Below are 16,614 nucleotides of genomic sequence, written 5' to 3'. Positions count from 1 at the left end.
GGAATTATGTTAAACTGAAGAAAAAAGTAGACGTCGCTTTAAAGCCGAATCAGGTCGATCAGCTAATGCCCGAAGGCGCAAAGACATCTTTAAAAATCATAATTCCTATAACTTCATGATATGGCAAAGATGTGACAAATTATCAACATATGAAACCTAGTTTCAAATTATTTCAAGTAATTGCCCCTATACCTCCAATAACTTACGGCTCCTAAAACAGCGGCACCCAAGGCAATATACCATACATAGTCTGGGGTGATGGCGGCCGAGCCGCTTTGACCGTAACTGTGAAGCCCCACCAAGTAATAATTGACCCCGAAATAGGTCATCATGATACTTCCGACCCCAATCAAGCTCAGAAAATTGAACATCCATTTTCCACGAAGGCCCGGAACCAGACGCGTATGGATTATAAAGGCATAGACCATAATCGAGATGAGTGCCCAGGTCTCTTTCGGATCCCAGCCCCAATACCGCCCCCAACTTTCATTCGCCCATTGCCCGCCAAGAAAGTTGCCGATAGTAAGCATGACCAGACCGACAGTCAATACCAACTCGTTGATAATGGTCAACTCTTTAATGCTGATATCCATTCTTGGCTTGTTTTTTTTGTTCGTGAGGATCATCAACAACAAATTCACAAACCCTAAAATGCCACCAACGATCAATGGGCCATAACTGCCTACGATTACGGCGACATGGATCATCAGCCAATAACTGTCCAAAACAGGAACTAAATTGCCAATTGACGGATCAACCCAATTCTGATGGGCTATCCAAAGTAGTAGCGCGGTAACAAAAGAAGCTGCAGCAAGAGTAATGTCATTTTTTCTAATGAAGAGTAGCCCCATGCCCATGGTCGCCCATGAGACATATAATACACTTTCGTATGCATTGCTCCAAGGAGCGTGGCCGGAAATGTACCATCGTAGAACCAACCCTGCCGTGTGCCATAAAAAGAAAACGACGATCGTTCCCTTAAAAAAATAGGCGGCGATACGCCAAACGGACCGATCTTTGAAAATCTGAAAAATAAGTACAAAGAAAAACAGAACGCCGACAAGTCCATAAAGACGGTACAAATGATTGAAGATGTTCAACTTATTATAGATAATCTCCGTTTCTATTTTTTTATCGGAAGGCAAAACTTCGCTGCCATGGTTTTTTTGATTCTGTTTAAAAGCCGCAAGTAGTTTGTCGGCCTCGGAATAATCACCGGTTTGCACCGCTTTGCCCAACGTCAATTTATAGAATGGCAAGGCGTTTTTAATAAAATTGGCATATAGCGAATCAGAAACCTGATATTGACCGCCGTTATATTCCACCGCTGATACCCATTTGTTGTTTTCATCGTTCAACAACGGGAATATTTTCAATATTTCACCGCCAAGAGCCTGATTTAAAAGCATTAGGCGAATATTTACTTCCTTGAATTCTTTTTGATACAGATTGGGGTTGTTCGTGGCGGTGGCCTCCCTCAGAAAAGGTTCCAGCTTATAACTGCCCTTTTCATCAAAGAAATCGATTGCCTTTACAAACTCTTGACCCTCGGGTACTCCGATCAAACGATGCAGGCTATCATTGTCATTTTTTTTATCTAAGAGGATTACCTCTGTATTGTACCATAAGGGCGGATTCATAATCATTGACAAAAGCACCTGATCGGCATTCATTCCTTTAAAAGAATCCTTGCCCCTGAGCTTTCGCAACAACTCCGAAGAAAATGTATGTATGGGTTTCATACGTCCTCCCTCATCTTGAATAACCAGTTCACCAAATTTGTCGGCGTGTTCCTTCGATACCTTGGTGGCCTGTATGAGGGAGTCCAATTGTTCTTGCGAAGGCAATGCGCCATGGTCATGGCCATCATCGGCCGTATGCTGCTGTGCAGAAAGAGACATCAGTCCGCCCAAAACAAGAATGGTGGTCAATTTGGCCTTTTTTTCCTTCAATTTCTTCAAGGAAGCCCCCAAATCCTTAAAGCGGGTCTTGCCAAAAAACATAATACCCATTAGGCCTATATATAAAAGAAAATAACCCGTGTAGGTTATCCACGTTCCCCATTGATCATGATTTACCGAAAGCACCGTTCCCTTTTCATCAGGATGAAAACTGGCCTGAAAAAACCGATAACCCTTATGATCCAGGATGTTGTTCATGAAGATGTCATAGTCGAAAGAACGTTCGTCTTCCACCGTTATCTTACTCATAAACGACTTGTATGTATTGACCGTCCCCGGATATTTTTCACCTATAAAATCATTCAGTTTGATGCTAAAGGGAAGTTCGTATACTTTTGAACCGTAGGCCATTGCAAATTCGAGGCCTCCGACCTCGAACTTAGCGGAAAAGTCGGTCGGACCTTTACCTCCCAATAGTTTTTTTTGCACCTTCTCACCATTCGAGGTGACATCAATGACCAAGGCATCTTGAGAGTTTTCAGTGACTTCTTCTTCAGGAATTTTCACCACACCATAAGTACCCGTCACCAAGGGCTCGGGAATGACGAACTGCATGCCCCCAAGGTTATATAGGGACCGGAGCTGAAACTGTTGTAAGCTATCTTTGGCAACCTGTCCCTGAAACTGGTCTGCCATGCGCATAAAACTTCCTTCAAAAGGAGATTTTATCATATAGATCGAGTCGCTGGCCGTAATATTAATAGCACCGTCGGTCGGCGTGTTCAACGCGAACAGCATATTGTGTATATTCGAGACCTTGCCATCTTCCAAATAGTGTTCCTCACGTTGCCCCGCACCGGCCTCGACGATCTTTAAGAACCGCTGTCCTTCGTTGGAAGGAACCAAGCCAAGCTTGGCCCCCTTAATGAAATCAACATATGAAATCGTGAAATCCTGCCCATTGTAGTCATCGTTCCAAGGAAGGTTTGACTTTAAGGCTTCAGGGGTGACAATAAGGTCATGTTGCAATATCTTCCTTTTGGGTTCCCCATTGATCTCACCATCGACATAAACGGTCAAAAAGGTCTTATCGGAATAGAAAACATTTTCTGTACTTCCCTCCCGAATGGGCATCATACCTTCAAAACTTATATAACGGGTCACAAAGGCCCCTATAATTATCAGGATCCAAGAAAGGTGCAAAATCAGCACGGGCCATTTCTCCCATCGCAAAAGACGATAGCTAAAGATATTGCCAACAAAGTTAATTACGAAAAACACCATGATTGCTTCAAACCATGTCGTGTTATAAATCCAAATGCGGGCGGTTTCGGTGCTGTATTTGCTTTCTATAAAGGTGCCAGCGGCCATCGCGGTCGCAAAAACCAAAAATAATATAGCCATTAAGCGCGTGGAGAAAAAAATCTTCTTTAGCAAATCTGTCATCGGGCGATGCATTATTTTTCAGGATGCAAAAATAAGGTATTCCTAAGAGAATCGGATTTTAATTCACAAATGGTTTTTTGAATTGGCTATTTCATTTTCCGATGTACCTATTCCTACACTTTTCGAGCGGGCCATTTTTAGAAAGAATTTTGTATCTTGTATATACAATAATCATTAAATGCTATGAAAATGAATAGAAAAACGTTTATCAAAAAGACGGCAGGTGCGATACTGATCGCCCTGCCCGCTGCATCTTTGATCGGATGCTCGAGTTCAGACAACGATTCAGGTGTTCCTGATCCTGATCCCGATTCGGGTGAAAACCCACAAGTCAATTGTATCGATAACGGAACGGCCGTTGCCATTGGATCCAATCATGGCCATACGCTTGTCGTATCAAAGGCAGACGTAAATGCCGGGAACGAAAAGACCTATTCGATTCAAGGTTCTTCCGGGCATGATCATACCATAACCATTACGGCAGAAAATTTCACGTCGCTCAAGAACAACTCATCGATTTCGGTCGTTTCGACAAATGATGATGACCATACGCATTCGGTGACCGTATCTTGTGCATGAGGAATCAAATTAGAAATTTACCTGTTATCGATAATGAACCGCCTTTTTATGGCGGTTCACTTTTTTAAATCGATTCAAATATTTGCACGAGATATCTAAAAGATATATTCTTAGTTTTACAGCATGATCAAGATAGCCATAATTGGTAACGGAAATGTTGGCAGTACCCTCAACAAAGCCTTTTCAAAGGCCAAAAACGTGCAACTGGTGGGCGTTATCAATAGTCGTCTTGATTCTTTCGAGATCGGGCAAGTGCGCAATACCAAAAAAGAATCGCTATCGGTAGCTGATAGTCCGGATCTATACATCCTAGCTGTTAGCGATGATGCTATTGTCGAGGTCTCTAAAAAACTAAAAGGCACAAAAAGCCTCGTCGTACACACCTCGGGCAGTGTCGCCATGAAAGAAATGCCCGTTGCCCGAAAAGGTGTTCTCTATCCTTTACAGACATTCAGTAAAGAAAGCCTGCTTGACCTTAGAAACGTACCCTTATGTATTGAAACAGAAAAAGAGGAAGATTTTAAAATATTGCAAGATCTTGCTACGGCATTGTCGAAAGAGGTATATAAAATATCTTCAAAACAACGCGCCAAATTGCATTTGGCCGCAGTATTCGTGAACAATTTTGTGAACCATATGTACAAAATAGGTTCGGATATCTGCTTAAACAACGACCTATCTTTTTCAATGCTTAAACCCTTGATAAGTGAAACCGCAAAAAAAGTCGAACATCTCTCACCTGAAACGGCCCAGACAGGCCCCGCCAGAAGAGCGGATACGGGTACGATCGAAAAACATCTCGATCTATTGAGCGATACGGCACATAAAGAAATATATTCCCTTATGACGCGATCGATACAAAAGACTTATGAAAAAGAGCTATAAAGAGTATTTGAAAGACATAACCACATTTGTATTTGATGTGGACGGCGTATTCACCGATGGTACGCTTCTGATCACCACAGAAGGGGAAATGTTACGAAAAATGAGTGTCAAGGATGGCTATGCCCTAAAGACCGCCCTTCAAAAAGGATACAATGTCTGTATCATAACCGGAGGCACTAATGATGGCGTGCGAAAACGTTTACGGGGTCTAGGGGTTACCGATATTCATATGGGCGTGCATCACAAAGAAGATTCTTTAAATGAATATCTGGATATTTATGAAATAAGCCCTGAAAATGTACTCTACATGGGCGACGACCTGCCCGATATACCACCTATGCGCAGAGTAGCCCTCCCCTGCTGCCCCCAAGATGCCGCCCAAGAAGTGAAGGCCGTTGCAAAGTATATTTCGCATCGAAAAGGTGGGGATGAATGCGTTCGCGACGTCATAGAACAGGTCATGAAGGTTCGGGGCGATTGGTTTGAAAATTTTGACGCCCAAAATGCTTAAAACTACGATGCTCCCTACCGACCTAAAAGACAAGAGAATTATATTGGCCTCCGGTTCACCACGCAGGCAACGTTTTTTTGAGGAAATGGGATTTGAATTCGAAGTCCGCTTAAAATCGGTAGATGAAATTTACCCTGGTGGATTGAAAGGCAGTGAAATTTCCGATTATCTCGCCAAATTAAAAGCTGCCCCTTTCAAAGAAGATTTAAAGCCGAATGAGATCTTAATTACTTCGGACACCGTCGTATGGCATAAAAACAGATCCCTCGCCAAACCGACCGATGAAGAAGAGGCATTTGAAATGCTGCAAACATTATCCGATGATTGGCACGAGGTTATAACCTCGGTCTGCATTACAACAACGACCGACCAAAAAATCTTTAACTCGACGACCCGTGTAAAGTTCGCTTCGCTTGATGATATGCAGATAAGATATTACATAAAAAACCACAAGCCTTTTGACAAAGCTGGTGGTTATGGCATACAAGAATGGATCGGTCTGGTCGCGATCGAAGAAATTCAAGGCTCGTATGCGAATGTGGTCGGCTTACCGACCCAATTGGTCTACCAAAAGTTAATGGAAATAGTATAATGACCTTATTTGCTTAACTTTATTACAAAATTCCAAAAAATGAAAAATTGGCTCTCCCTAGAACTTTCGGTCATCTTTTTGGCCGGCCTTTTTACCATAATAAATTCATGTAAAGAAAATGCGGTCGACCAGAAAGAAGTTGCCTTGAACGAGGCCACTGTCGACAAAAAGCCCGCAGAACAAATTTCGGAAGCGTTCAAGGAATACTGGTATGCCGGCGACGCGGAGATTACGAGCTACACGTTGGAACAGGCCCGATACGGTGAAATCCGAAATGGAGATGCAGTACTCATTTACGTCACCGAGCCCTTTGCTCCCGACAAGCAGGTAAAGGCCGATAACTACGATAAGAGCAATGTTTCAGTTCTAAAATTGAACACTACCAAAAATTATCTCACCGGAATTTACCCCTACTCCATCATGACCAGTAGCTTTTACCCTGTAGGTAATGACGAACATGCCATCAAAGTAACCTTTTCTTCTCAAGAATGGTGCGGACATGTCTATGCCCAATTGAACAACCGTTCTACCTTCGAAATAAAGTCCCATTCCTATTTCGAATCCGAAGCGGATCAAAATATGAAACTGGACAAGACCGTTCTCGAAAACGAGTTGTGGAACCAATTACGGATCGACCCCGAAAGTCTACCTGTCGGCGAAATACAAGTGATTCCATCATTCGAATATATTCGGTTGTCCCACAAAGAGTTGAAATCATATAAAGCAATCGTTAGTTTAAATAAAAATGGTGCAACGGCTTCCTATGAAATCAATTACCCCGAACTCGAGAGAACATTGAAAATAGATTTTAGAACAGCTTTTCCTTATTGCATAGAAGGTTGGTCGGAAACCTTTAAAAGCGGCTTTGGCGACAAGGCCAAGACCATGACATCGAAAGCTATCAAAAACAAGACCTTAAAAACCCCTTATTGGACACAAAACGGAAATAACGACCTATCTTTGCGCGATAGTTTAGGACTTTAGTTTTATGGAAAAATTTATCGCCGACAACCAGAGCGAATTACTGGCAACTGCCATAACGCTCTTAATACTCTTGATCCTTAGGTTTCTTATCAACAAGACCGTTCGTAGAATCGGTCGTATCAGTGACATCGTCGAAGCACGTACCCTTTTGATAATTAAATACGTCTCTTACGTTTTGACTTTTTTGGGCCTCGGGGCCCTTGCATTTATCTGGGGCGTCAATTTTAAAGATCTTGGACTACTTTTTTCATCGGTCTTTGCAGTAATCGGAGTAGCTTTTTTTGCCAGTTGGTCCATTTTGAGCAATGTTACGGCTGGTGTCATATTGTTTTTTTCGTTTCCGTTCAAAATTGGCGATCGCGTTAAGATATTGGATAAGGATACCGAATCGGAAGAACCCTATCTTATAGAGGATATCAAGGCCTTTCATGTCAATTTGAGAAAAGACAATGGCGAATTGCTCGTCTACCCCAACAATCTTATGATACAAAAAGCGGTCACTTTGGTCTATCACAAAGAAAATGATTCTGAATCGAGCGAAATACTTTAGTTTGTTAAAGAAGATTAAAAAAAACTGGTTCACGCCTTTATCTTTCTATATTTGATTGCCAGCTAAAATCAAATACATGCGCCAATTTCTTTTTTTATGCACACTGTTTTTTACAAGCATTAATTTTTGTTCGGCCCAAGCACCACAGAAGAAGTCCACCGCCGATATTTATCATTCGCTACAGAAATTGAATTTTTTGGGCACGGCGTTGTACGTAGCTGCGCATCCCGATGATGAAAATACGCGATTGATTTCCTATTTGTCCAATAACCTAAAGGCAAGAACGGCATATCTATCAATGACCCGAGGAGATGGAGGGCAAAACCTAATAGGTCCTGAGCTGAAAGAGTTGCTTGGGGTACTCCGAACTCAGGAACTGCTTGCGGCACGAAGGGTCGATGGCGGGGAACAATACTTCACGAGAGCAGTTGATTTCGGGTATTCAAAACATCCTGACGAGACTTTGAAAATTTGGAACAAAGAGCAAGTTCTAGGCGATGTTGTGTGGGTGATACGCAATCTTAAACCTGATGTGATAATAAACCGGTTCGACCATCGCAGCCCTGGAAGCACCCATGGCCATCATACTTCTTCGGCTATGCTGAGCGTCGAGGCTTTTGACCTGACAAATGACCCAAATGCATATTCCAAACAACTTATACTTACCCAGACTTGGCAGCCCAAACGTTTGTTTTTTAATACCTCTTGGTGGTTCTACGGAAGCCGCGAAAAATTCGAGGAAGCGGACAAGTCAAAAATGTTGCATTTCGATACGGGTGTGTTCTATCCGACTCTTGGGGTCTCGAACAATGAAATTGCATCTTTGGCCAGTAGTCAGCACCTCTGTCAGGGTTTCGGAAGATTAGCATCTAGAGGGACCGAAAACGAGTATGTAGAGCTTTTGAAAGGTGATATGCCTACTGACAATGTTGACATTTTTGATGGTATCGATACCACTTGGTCGCGAATCGAGGGCGGAGAGGCCGTTGGGGAAATTCTTTATGGTATAGAGGCCGATTTCGATTTTAAAGACCCTGCAAAACATTTGGGAAGATTGATCGAAGCCTATAAATTATTACAGAACGTCAGCGACGAGCATTGGAAAAGATTAAAATCGGATGAGCTTAAAAATTTGATATTATCGGTTTCAGGTCTATATCTTGAAGCTTCGGCCGAAAATGCCATAGCAAACCCAAATGGCAAAGTCAATGTAAAAATAGAGGCGTTGAACCGATCCGGTGCACCGATTACTTTGAAAACTATAAAAATACCGGAAGCCAATGCTGAACTGACCCCTTCAATTCCACTAAAAAACAATGAAAACCAAAATCTAGAACTTGAATTTACCATTCCCGATCACGTAGGTTACACAAGTCCGTATTGGTTAAAAAACAAAGGAATGTTGGGCATGTACACGGTCAACGATCAAATGCTCATAGGTAGGCCCGAAACGCCAAGAGCTTTCCGTGCACTATTTGAACTTGATTTCGATGGATATGCCATAACTTTTGAAAAACCTGTGGTTTACCGTTTTGCAAAACCTGATAAGGGAGAGTTGTACGAACCCTTTGAGATTCTTCCTGAGGTCACGGCAAGTTTCGATGACAATGTCTTGATTTTTGCAGATGGCGAACCTAAGGAAATACCTGTTACCATCAGGGCACATCGAGATAGCGTCAAGGGTAAAGTACAACTCTGCTTCTCGGAAGGTTGGAAAGTAGATGATGACACCCGGGCTTTTGAAATCGAAAAAAAAGGAGATCAAAAAACGGTAATTTTCAAACTTTGGCCCCCGGCCCAAGAAAATGAAAGCTACATTTCACCCATCATAAAAGTGAATGGAAAAGATCTTACACATGAACTGGTGACCATTGCATATGACCATGTGCCAACGCAACAGGTTTTGCAAAATGCCGAAGCCAAGGTCGTACGTCTTAATATCCAAAAAGCGGGCGAAAACATAGGTTATATAGTGGGTGCCGGTGACGCGGTGCCTGAAAGTTTAGCCCAAATAGGGTACAATGTACATTTGATCGACGTTGGTGGCATCACATTGGGCACTTTGCAAAAATATGATGCGGTCGTTGTAGGTATTCGAGCTTATAATGTAGTGGAGGAGCTTAAGTTCAAGCAGCGGTTTTTGATGGATTACGTCAAGCAAGGGGGCAACCTGATCGTTCAGTACAATACAGCAGGTAGATGGGCCTCACAATTCGAAAATATTGCGCCATATGATCTAAAACTATCGCGTGATCGTGTAACCAACGAAGACTCGCCTGTTGAGATCGTTGCCAAAGAACATGCCTTGGTGAATTTTCCGAATCTAATCTCCCAGAATGACTTTAAAGGGTGGGTGCAAGAAAGAGGACTGTACTTTCCAAATGAGTGGGCACCACAATTCACACCGATTCTCAAAATGAACGACCCGGGCGAAAAATCGACGGAAGGCAGCCTTTTGGTCGCGCCCTATGGCAAAGGAAACTATATTTACAGTGGTCTGAGTTTCTTCAGGGAGTTACCGGAAGGCGTTCCAGGTGCTTACAAGCTGTTCGCGAACATGCTTTCCTTGGGGAAGGAACAATTAGAAACCACTGACAATCAGGTAAAGGGATGAACGGAAAGGACAAATATATTTGGAAAAAGGAATATTCATTGGTTCTGATCCTAAACCTGCTTTATGTATTCTTTTTCTATTATTTAATGACATCTTATATCTAACATGGGAGCATTGGGAATATTGGATTGGGCGATACTCACCGGAACCCTGCTCTTCATCGTGGCCTATGGTGTTTGGCGTACAAAGGGCAGCCAAAACGTACATGATTATGTAAGAGGGGGAAGCAATGCCAAGTGGTGGACGATAGGGTTGTCGGTTATGGCCACCCAGGCAAGTGCAATAACCTTTCTTTCAACCCCTGGACAGGCCTTTCATGATGGTATGGGCTTTGTTCAGTTCTATCTAGGATTACCTTTGGCAATGGTAATCATCTGCTTGGTCTTCGTTCCCATTTACCACCGATTAAAAGTATATACGGCTTATGAGTTTCTAGAGAGCCGTTTCGACCTTAAAACAAGGTCGCTAGCGGCCGTACTGTTCTTGATACAACGTGGACTTGCCGCAGGAATTACCATTTTTGCGCCATCGATTATCTTATCGGCCATTTTGGGGTGGGATCTGCAAACGCTTAATATCATTATTGGCACACTTGTGATCATTTATACGGTATCGGGTGGCACAAAAGCCGTCAACGTCACCCAAAAACAGCAGATGTTCATTATCATGACAGGTATGTTCGTGACTTTCTTTTATATTTTAGGATATCTGCCAGCGGACATCGATTTCGGAAAAGCCCTGAAAATAGCAGGGGCCAGTAACAAGTTGGAAATATTGGATTTCAGTTTCGATACCAAGAGTCGGTATACTTTTTGGAGCGGTATCACAGGGGGGCTCTTTTTGGCACTTGCTTATTTCGGCACCGATCAGAGTCAAGTTCAGCGTTATTTATCCGGCAAATCGGTTCGTGAAAGCCAGCTAGGTCTTGTTTTTAACGGTATCTTCAAGATTCCAATGCAGTTTTTTATTCTACTGGTCGGGGTAATGGTCTTCATTTTTTACCAATACAACCCCTCGCCATTGAATTTCAATCCGGCGGCTACGAAGACGGTAATGGAATCAGAGTACGCTTCAGACTATAAACTCCTGCAGGAGAAACATCATGAATTGGAGATTGAGAAAAAGATGGCCCAGGACAAGTTTTCGGAAGCCCTTGAATTGAAGGAATTTGCTGTCATTGAAGAGGCCAAATTACAGATTGTCGAAATAAACCAAAAAGATATCGCGAACAGGCAAGCGGCGAAAACACTGATCCAACAGGCCGATGATGGGGCTGAAACCAATGATAAAGATTATGTTTTCATACATTTCATTCTTTATAATCTACCGAAGGGACTCATAGGGCTTCTACTGGCGGTTATACTATCGGCGGCAATGTCGTCAACCGCCTCTGAGCTGAATGCCCTGGGCACGATAACCGCCCTGGACCTGTATAAAAGAAATACCAAAGGAAACTTTTCAGAAAAATATTATGTCAGAATATCCAAGGGATTTACCCTTATGTGGGGGGTCATTGCAATAATTATTGCTTGCGTGGCCAGCCTTTTTGACAATCTCATTCAACTCGTAAATATTATCGGGTCGATTTTCTATGGAAATGTGCTGGGAATATTTCTACTCGCCTTCTTTTTCAAATTTGTCAAGGGAAACGCAGTTTTCTTCGCAGCCATATTGACCCAACTCATTATTTGCGTAATCTATTACAACTACATTCACGTTTATCCTTCCGGCGATGAAAAACTGGGGTATCTTTGGCTAAACTTCATTGGTGCTGCCCTGGTTATTTTGACGGCTATCCTTATGGAAGGTTTTGATAGATTACTGAAAGCAAGAACAATAAGTTCCTAATCGTTTAATTTCATTCCTTCAATATACAATATCACTTAACCAAGGCCATTGTACATGTTCAGGATTGCCATACGTATTAACCAACCAAGATTTTATGATATATTTGAAGCGGTCTGAATTATTTTAGGCGTCAAGCGTCTAAAAGCAAGTATTTTCAATGCCGAACAAGAAATATACCATAAAAGATATCGCAGAACTTGCAGGTGTGTCCAAGGGTACCGTTGACAGGGTACTCCACAAAAGAGGAAAAGTATCGGAAAAGGCTCTTAATAAAGTTGAGCAAGTCATAAAGGAAATTGACTTTCAGCCTAACCCCATAGCCAGAAACCTCAAAAACAACAAGCTGTACAAAATATGCGTGCTAATGCCCGACCCCAAATACGATCCTTATTGGGTTTCGGCGAATCAGGGAATAATAGATGCTTCAAATGAGTTCAAACCTTTTGGCATTTCGGTGGAAAAATGTCTTTACCATCTTTATGATGGTTCCTCTTTTGCCAAGGCCTCACAAAAGGCCATGGACTTTTGTCCAGATGCCATATTGATAGTACCACTATTTCAAGAAGAATTACGCCAAGTTCTGAATGTGTGCAGGCAACGTAATATCATGGTCACGCTTTTCGACAATTACCTTGAGGAATTTACAGGGGAAATTTTCATCGGTCAAGATTTGACCCAAAGCGGAAGGGTCGCGGCAAGCCTTTTACATAAGGTCGTTGGAAAAAATGACGAGATAGCGGTTGTTCACGTTGACCTAGAACCTCATATGGAACTGAAAGAAAAAGGATTCGTGGATTATTTTAATGAAAACAGCAATGATATTGCCATCATAACAAAAAGTTTCAGCACTAAGGATACCTTGCATTTTAAGCATAGTGCAGACAACTTTTTTCAAGAACACCCCATGATCAAAGCTCTTTTCATTACGAACTCAAAAGCCTATGAAATTCTGGAAGTTCTTCCCGAAATGAAAAAAATGATAATCGTAGGTTATGATCTGCTCCAAAAGAACATCGATTATTTAAAAAAAGGTAAAATCGATTTCTTGATTCACCAAAAACCAAAACGTCAGGCATACCTTGGGATCGCTTATCTCGCCGAACATTTTCTATTCCAAAAAAGAATACCGAAAAAAGAACTATTACCCATAGATATCATAACTTCCGAAAATGTTGACTACTACATTATAGAAACATCCAAAACAAGTTAATCAGCGATCTGGTATGTTTTTAGAAGATTTGTAGTTCATTTTTTGTCAAATCAATTTATTTTGACATGTTTTAGTCAATTATTCGCAGTCACCACTATTTTTCCTTAACAAATAAGTAATGTGCTCGAACACAATTTTATTGTTTCCGCTTGTCATATTGAAAATAAAGTTTAATTTCACTACTAAATAGGCATATAAGCCTACAGTAATTAAAAAACTAACATTCATGAACAGAAAACAGACTTGACCTGCCATTCAAGGCAACAGGTATTACCATTATTGACATGCGTAAATTTATTGAAAGGCAATATACTCAAGGCAAAATATATCTCTAGGTAAGTACCTTGATTTTTGTTCTTTAGCTTTCGAGAGTTGTTGTTGATCTATTTTTTTAGGCAGATTTCTTTTTAATTTGAACATTTAAGAACTAACTATCTAAACTCAATTAGTATGAAAAGAAAAGTTCATTACTTTTTAACTTGTCTGGCACTTCTTTGTATTCAAGGAATCATCGCACAGACCAAAACAGTATCTGGTACTGTTACCGATTCCGATGGAGGGCCATTACCAGGCGTTAATGTTCTTGTACAAGGTACAACGAACGGTACCCAGACCGATTTTGATGGCAACTATTCCATTGAAGCCTCGGAAGGAGATGTATTGGTATTTTCTTATTTAGGTACAAAAACCCAAAACATTACAATAGGCGCTTCAAGCACTATTGATTTGTCTATGGAAGAAGATGCGAGTCAACTTGATGAGGTTGTGGTAACGGCATTGGGTATCAAGCGTCAGGAAAAAACGCTGACCTACGCGCAACAGACTGTAGCAGCGGATGAGATTACCAAAACTAGAGATATCAATTTCTTAAACAGTATCAACGGTAAGACAGCTGGTGTAGAGATCAAAAAGAGTAGTTCGGGCGCTGGTGGATCCACTAAGATTGTTTTGAGGGGTAACAAATCATTAAGCGGTGACAGCACACCATTATTTGTAATTGACGGTATTCCATTGGCCAATAACCGAGGAGGTCAGCCGGGTATGTGGGGTGGTACTGACTCAGGTGATGGTATTTCTGCCCTTAACCCTGACGATATTGCAAGTATAAGTGTCCTTCGAGGAGCTAATGCTGCAATGCTTTATGGTAGTGCAGGCGCCAATGGAGTCGTACTTATAACCACCAAGCAAGGTGAGGCAGGCAAGACAACGGTAACTTTCAATTCGGGTGTTACCTTTGAAGAAGTAATCGAATTACCTGACCTACAGTTTAAGTATGGAGCTATAGATGGTGCGAAAGAAAGCTGGTCCACCACGCCTGGAAATTATGCCAGTGACTATGTAGAAGATTTTTTTGAAACTGGTTATAATGCCATTAATTCACTTTCCATTAGCGGTGGTAATGACAGGACTACTGCCTATTTTTCGTATTCCAATACTACGGCCGAAGGCATTACTCCAACGAACAGATATTCTCGAAATAATGTGTCACTTAAGCAATCCACAAAATTATTAAATGATAAACTGACAATTAGCTCGAATGTTATTCTATCATTGGAGAATTCCTTTAATAGACTGCCATCAGGGTACTACTTGAACCCGCTTACTGGGTTATATTTTTATCCACGTGAACGAGATTTCAATAACGATAGAATTAATTTTGAAATTTTCGACCCATCACGCAACCTGATGGCACAAAATTGGTTTGTTAGTGACCACCATCAATCGAACCCCTACTGGATCATCAACAATCAACCATTAAATCAAGATAATCGAAGGGTAATTGCCAATTTATCGCTGAACTATCAAATGTCAGATAAACTGAACCTTCAGGTAAGAGGCAATTATGATTATGGTAATGTTGAAAGAGAACAACAACATGCCGCCACTTCAAATTCGACCAATGTACACCCGAACGGTTCTTGGGGCTATCTTAAATATGAAGACAAATTGATTTACACCGATGCTATTCTATCGTATGATTCGAACATTTCGGAAGATTTTAGTTTGAATGCGATACTCGGTGCTAGTTATCAAAAAACCGATTATGGAACTGGTGTTCAAGTCAACGCTAGTAGTGGCAATGGATTAATCTATCCGAACGAATTCTTTTTTCATAATTTAGATTTGACGCAAACTCCCGTAACATCGGTCACCAATGGTGAGATTATAAAACAAGGGGCGTTCGCGAATGCAACACTTGGTTTTAAAGAAATGCTTTTCCTGGAATTGGGTGGCAGAAATGACTGGGCCTCTACTTTGGCGTTGACGGGTAATGACTCCTATTTTTATCCGTCATTTGGTCTTACCGCAATTGTTAGTGAAATGTTCGACCTACCAGAGGCAATTACTTTTGGTAAGTTTAGGCTTTCTAACACAAGGGTTGCTAATGAGGTGCCTTTTAACCGTATAAATCCTTCAAACAGAATTACCGACCCTGTGGGAGGTTTAAGCAGAGTACTAAACCGGCCATTTACAGATGCGAAACCTGAAATCATTACTAGTACGGAGTTTGGAGCTGATTGGCGTTTCTTCCAAAATAGATTAGGAATAGATTTTACCTATTACCACATTAAGAGTGAGGACCAATTCGTACCTATTAGATTAGAAGAGGACGATCCACTTACCGAGGGTAGGTATAATCAAAGGTTTATTAATGCCGGATTGATTGTAAATAAGGGTGTTGAAATTACTTTGAACGGTGTTCCTGTTAGAAACGATAAAATAGAATGGAATACGAATCTTAACTACACTAGAAATAGAAGTGAAATTGTAGATATAGGTCCAGACGATGACCGAATTGTTAACCTTGGGTCGTCAGAGGGATACAGTGTACGATTGGCCGAAGGAGGCCGCTTTAACGATCTTTATGTTTTAAAGTTCCGCAGAGATGACCAAGGTAGAATTCTTTTTGATGATGCCGGGAAACCTCTAAGGACTACAGAAAGTGAACTCATTGGAAACTTGGATCCTGATTTTACCTTGGGATGGAACAACTCGTTTTCTTTTGGCCGTTTTAATGCAAGTATGTTGATCAATGGTGTTTTCGGCGGCAAGGTTTTCAGTCAAACAGAATCAATGCTTGACGGCGCAGGTGTTTCGCAACGTACCGCTGATGCAAGGGATGCTGGGAGTGTTCCCGTAAATGGTGTGGTAGAGTCATCAGGTGCAGCAGTAACCAGCGTTGACCCTGAAGAATGGTTCCGTTTCATTGGAGATCGAAACGGGGTTGGTGAAATGTACGTTTATGATAGAACTAACATTAAACTGTCCCAGTTCTCTTTAGGGTATAATATTGACGTTCAGAGTCTGAATATTCCTTGGATGAAATCGGCATCCGTGTCTTTTGTTGGAAATAACTTGTTCTTTTTGAAGAAAGAGGCACCTTTTGATCCTGAATTGGCGATGAGCACGAATCGTAACTCCGTAGGTCTTGACAATTTCAACCTACCTTCGACCCGTAATTATGGTGTAAATTTATCTGTAACATTTTAAAA

11 protein-coding genes are annotated in these 16,614 nt (G+C 41.5%); 10 read left to right on the top strand and 1 reads right to left on the bottom strand.

Going from position 1 to position 16,614, the window contains the following annotated elements:
* Nucleotides 1-167 precede the first annotated feature (167 nt).
* Nucleotides 168-3,347: a cytochrome c biogenesis protein gene (ccsA, locus tag ACEZ3G_RS09490; protein ID WP_432425251.1), complete on the bottom strand. Its 3,180-nt coding sequence runs from the start codon at nucleotides 3,345-3,347 to the stop codon at nucleotides 168-170.
* Between the two features lie 189 nt (nucleotides 3,348-3,536).
* Between ccsA and ACEZ3G_RS09485 the strand changes: the two genes are divergently transcribed.
* From ACEZ3G_RS09485 to ACEZ3G_RS09440, 10 genes are all read left to right on the top strand, one after another.
* Complete coding sequence (locus ACEZ3G_RS09485) at nucleotides 3,537-3,926, top strand: hypothetical protein (RefSeq protein ID WP_432425250.1); 390 nt, start codon at nucleotides 3,537-3,539, stop codon at nucleotides 3,924-3,926.
* 123 nt (nucleotides 3,927-4,049) lie between these two features.
* Complete coding sequence (locus ACEZ3G_RS09480; RefSeq protein ID WP_432425249.1) at nucleotides 4,050-4,811, top strand: Rossmann-like and DUF2520 domain-containing protein; 762 nt, start codon at nucleotides 4,050-4,052, stop codon at nucleotides 4,809-4,811.
* Nucleotides 4,795-5,322, top strand: coding sequence for a KdsC family phosphatase (locus tag ACEZ3G_RS09475; RefSeq protein ID WP_432425248.1), 528 nt, complete (start codon nucleotides 4,795-4,797; stop codon nucleotides 5,320-5,322). The genes ACEZ3G_RS09480 and ACEZ3G_RS09475 overlap by 17 nt, the downstream gene beginning before the upstream one ends.
* Complete coding sequence (locus ACEZ3G_RS09470) at nucleotides 5,315-5,914, top strand: Maf family nucleotide pyrophosphatase (protein WP_432425247.1); 600 nt, start codon at nucleotides 5,315-5,317, stop codon at nucleotides 5,912-5,914. The genes ACEZ3G_RS09475 and ACEZ3G_RS09470 overlap by 8 nt, the downstream gene beginning before the upstream one ends.
* Nucleotides 5,915-5,953: 39 nt before the next feature.
* Nucleotides 5,954-6,898, top strand: coding sequence for a septum formation inhibitor Maf (locus ACEZ3G_RS09465; protein WP_432425246.1), 945 nt, complete (start codon nucleotides 5,954-5,956; stop codon nucleotides 6,896-6,898).
* A 4-nt stretch (nucleotides 6,899-6,902) separates the two neighbouring features.
* A complete protein-coding gene (locus tag ACEZ3G_RS09460) occupies nucleotides 6,903-7,448 on the top strand; it encodes a mechanosensitive ion channel domain-containing protein (protein ID WP_432425245.1) in 546 nt (181 codons plus the stop codon).
* A 76-nt stretch (nucleotides 7,449-7,524) separates the two neighbouring features.
* Complete coding sequence (locus tag ACEZ3G_RS09455; protein ID WP_432425244.1) at nucleotides 7,525-10,062, top strand: PIG-L family deacetylase; 2,538 nt, start codon at nucleotides 7,525-7,527, stop codon at nucleotides 10,060-10,062.
* A 105-nt stretch (nucleotides 10,063-10,167) separates the two neighbouring features.
* The gene (locus ACEZ3G_RS09450) at nucleotides 10,168-11,910 is read left to right on the top strand and encodes a sodium:solute symporter (protein WP_432425243.1); all 1,743 of its coding nucleotides are present in this window, start codon (nucleotides 10,168-10,170) and stop codon (nucleotides 11,908-11,910) included.
* 157 nt (nucleotides 11,911-12,067) lie between these two features.
* Entirely contained in the window at nucleotides 12,068-13,120 is a 1,053-nt protein-coding gene (locus tag ACEZ3G_RS09445) for a LacI family DNA-binding transcriptional regulator (RefSeq protein WP_432425242.1), read from the top strand.
* Nucleotides 13,121-13,570: 450 nt separating this feature from the next.
* Nucleotides 13,571-16,612, top strand: a complete 3,042-nt coding sequence (locus tag ACEZ3G_RS09440; protein ID WP_432425241.1) for a SusC/RagA family TonB-linked outer membrane protein — start codon at nucleotides 13,571-13,573, stop codon at nucleotides 16,610-16,612.
* The last annotated feature ends 2 nt before the right edge of the window (nucleotides 16,613-16,614 follow it).

The sequence above is a fragment of the Meishania litoralis genome (assembly GCF_042611095.1).
Lineage (GTDB): Bacteria > Bacteroidota > Bacteroidia > Flavobacteriales > Flavobacteriaceae > Meishania > Meishania litoralis.
This window is presented reverse-complemented; position numbering and strand designations above follow the sequence as displayed.

Coding starts and splice junctions, on each gene's coding strand:
- ACEZ3G_RS09450 (WP_432425243.1), top strand. CDS start 10,168: ATGGGAGCATTGGGAATATTGGATTGGGCGATACTCACCGGAACCCTG.
- ACEZ3G_RS09470 (WP_432425247.1), top strand. CDS start 5,315: ATGCTTAAAACTACGATGCTCCCTACCGACCTAAAAGACAAGAGAATT.
- ACEZ3G_RS09440 (WP_432425241.1), top strand. CDS start 13,571: ATGAAAAGAAAAGTTCATTACTTTTTAACTTGTCTGGCACTTCTTTGT.
- ACEZ3G_RS09485 (WP_432425250.1), top strand. CDS start 3,537: ATGAATAGAAAAACGTTTATCAAAAAGACGGCAGGTGCGATACTGATC.
- ACEZ3G_RS09465 (WP_432425246.1), top strand. CDS start 5,954: ATGAAAAATTGGCTCTCCCTAGAACTTTCGGTCATCTTTTTGGCCGGC.
- ACEZ3G_RS09455 (WP_432425244.1), top strand. CDS start 7,525: ATGCGCCAATTTCTTTTTTTATGCACACTGTTTTTTACAAGCATTAAT.
- ACEZ3G_RS09445 (WP_432425242.1), top strand. CDS start 12,068: ATGCCGAACAAGAAATATACCATAAAAGATATCGCAGAACTTGCAGGT.
- ACEZ3G_RS09475 (WP_432425248.1), top strand. CDS start 4,795: ATGAAAAAGAGCTATAAAGAGTATTTGAAAGACATAACCACATTTGTA.
- ACEZ3G_RS09480 (WP_432425249.1), top strand. CDS start 4,050: ATGATCAAGATAGCCATAATTGGTAACGGAAATGTTGGCAGTACCCTC.
- ccsA (WP_432425251.1), bottom strand. CDS start 3,347: ATGACAGATTTGCTAAAGAAGATTTTTTTCTCCACGCGCTTAATGGCT.
- ACEZ3G_RS09460 (WP_432425245.1), top strand. CDS start 6,903: ATGGAAAAATTTATCGCCGACAACCAGAGCGAATTACTGGCAACTGCC.